Source organism: Marinobacter sp. UBA2498 (assembly GCF_002341575.1).
Lineage (GTDB): Bacteria > Pseudomonadota > Gammaproteobacteria > Pseudomonadales > Oleiphilaceae > Marinobacter > Marinobacter manganoxydans.
In genome coordinates, this window is record NZ_DDOI01000117.1 from 4,285 (window position 1) to 6,682 (window position 2,398).

Sequence of the window (2,398 nt, forward strand, 5' to 3'; positions counted from 1 at the left end):
ATTTCCGGCATTGTAGATACTGACCGGGGTTACTGAGCTCTGGCACCAGAACACAACGGCACCGGCCACGCCCGCTCGTCAGGCAAGGCCGGGTGCCAGCCATGCCACCAGCGCTGTCAGCACCAGCAGCACCGGGAGCGCAATCAGCACGAACAGTCCGTTCCAGCGGAACGCCACCACCCATCGTGAGATCTGCCCGAAGCGGGCCAGCAACATCACCGAGGGGCCAAAAGGCGACAGCATCATGGCGAGGGAGAAGCCGATAACCAGTGCCACGGCGACCGGCAAAAGCTCCATCCCTTCGGCCACCAACTGGGGCAGCAAACCAGCCTGAACACTCAGGACCGTGATGGGAATGATCCCGATCATGGAGAACATGGGCATCATCAGCATACCAACAACGGCGACCAGGAACACGCCGCCACCAGTGGCGACAAGGCCGGCAAGCGCATCCGCTGGAATGACAGCAGACAGGGCCACTCCCAGGATGGCAGAGGCGGCAAAAATGGCCATTTCGTTCTGCATGGCCCATACCTGGCCCACACCCTCCTTCAAAACCGGCATGAGCGCCCGCTCCTGCCAGAGCATGTAAAGCAGCGTAACGGTGGGCACCGACAACATAGCCGCCACCGACACCTTGAAACCGGTCGTCGCCACCAGGCCCGCCATCACCGTGAATACCACCAGGATCAGCGCAAGCAGGCGCCCGGTGCCCGGCAACCAGCCTTCAACGGCGATGCGCTCACTGCTGACCTTGCGGAAGCGCCGCTGTTCCAGCACCCAGCCAATCAGCACCATCAGAAGCGCCGCAACCAGACCGAATGGCAGCAGCTGTGACCAGCTGAGTTGCGGCAGTTCGCGGGTAAGAATCGCCACCGCCACACTGGTGGGCGCCACCAGCGGCACCAGGGCAAAGCCCCTGAGGGCACTGATCAGAACGCTCCGTAACCACTGCAGGCGCGACTCGCCGCTGATACCGCGCTCACGCAGTGTTTCAGAGAGGCTTCCGCACAACAGGTTCATCATGCCAAAGCTCAGAACCGTGGCTACGCCACAACTGACCAGGGCGTACTTGGGATAAAGCAGTATGGGCTTTCCACCCAGCAGCACATCGTGAATCCGGCGCAGTACCTCGAACCGGCGCACAAGGCACTGCATCAAGCCCAGGCTACCCAGAAACGCGGAATAGAAGGCCGCGTCAGACGCCGCTTTCAGCAGTTGCCCGGCGTCGAGAGATCCGCGCCAGGCGAAGCCGCCAAGCACCAGCAGGGCGATTACCAGCAGTATCCGGGCGTACCCCTGCAGGCGACCGGCCCCAGCCAAAAAGGCAGATACAAACATACCCCCCGCTACAGCACTGAGCTCGCGGCTCTCCAGGCAAATGGCCACCAGCTCGACAACCACCGCCATGGACACCAACCACTGGAGCATGCCACTCAACACGGGGGCACCTGGTCAGGCTTGAACACCGCTTGCATTTCCATAACACCCGGATTAGTCTTTCGTAAGCAAATTACAAAACTGTGTTTCGCTTAATGAAACACCGTTGACACAAAGATAGCACAGATTGGCCCCTCGCCCCTAGCGCTGGGCTTTAACTATTCGCTTTCAGGAGAGTAAACAATGGCTTCCGCACCCTGGAATGACCTGCTGGGTTTCGACGCCCAACTGGACGAAACCGAGCGCCAGGTCCAAGACAGCATCCGCAGCTTCTGTGACGAGCAACTGATGCCCGGAATCACCGAGGCCAATCGACATGAAAAGTTCGATCGCTCTATCTTCAACCAGATGGGCGAACTCGGCATGCTGGGCGCGACCCTGCCGGAAGAATACGGTGGGCCGGGGCTAAACCATGTCTGCTACGGCCTGATTGCCCGGGAAGTGGAAAGGGTTGACTCGGCCTACCGCTCCGCCCTGAGCGTTCAGTCTTCTCTGGTGATGTACCCGATCTATTCCTACGGCAAGGAAGCGATGAAAAAACGCATCCTGCCCAAACTGGCCTCCGGCGAATACGTCGGCTGCTTTGGCCTGACTGAACCTGATCACGGTTCCGATCCAGGCGGCATGGAAACCCGGGCCAAGAAAGTGGACGGAGGCTACCTGCTGAGTGGCTCCAAAACCTGGATCACCAACTCCCCGATTGCCGATGTTTGCGTAGTCTGGGCCAAACTGGACGGCAAGGTGAACGGTTTTGTGATCGAGCGCGAAGGCGCCAAAGGCCTTGACACCCCAAAGATTGAGGGCAAATTTTCCCTGCGCGCATCGGAAACCGGCTCCATCTTTATGGACGAGGTGTTCGTTCCGGAAGAGAACCACCTTGAGGTGGAGGGACTGAAAGGACCGTTCAGCTGCCTTAACAAGGCCCGTTTTGGCATCAGCTGGGGCTCGCTGGGCGCCG

Annotated in this window: 2 protein-coding genes; one reads left to right on the forward strand and one right to left on the reverse strand. The window is 59.8% G+C overall.

Annotated elements, in window-relative coordinates; genetic code table 11:
• Positions 1-78: 78 nt before the first annotated feature.
• Positions 79-1,440, reverse strand: coding sequence for a hypothetical protein (locus tag B2W52_RS16165; RefSeq protein WP_053115515.1), 1,362 nt, complete (start codon positions 1,438-1,440; stop codon positions 79-81).
• Between the two features lie 183 nt (positions 1,441-1,623).
• Here B2W52_RS16165 and B2W52_RS16170 point away from each other — a divergent pair.
• Positions 1,624-2,398 (forward strand): acyl-CoA dehydrogenase family protein (locus B2W52_RS16170; RefSeq protein WP_286803741.1); only part of this gene is annotated, 775 nt, incomplete at its 3' end.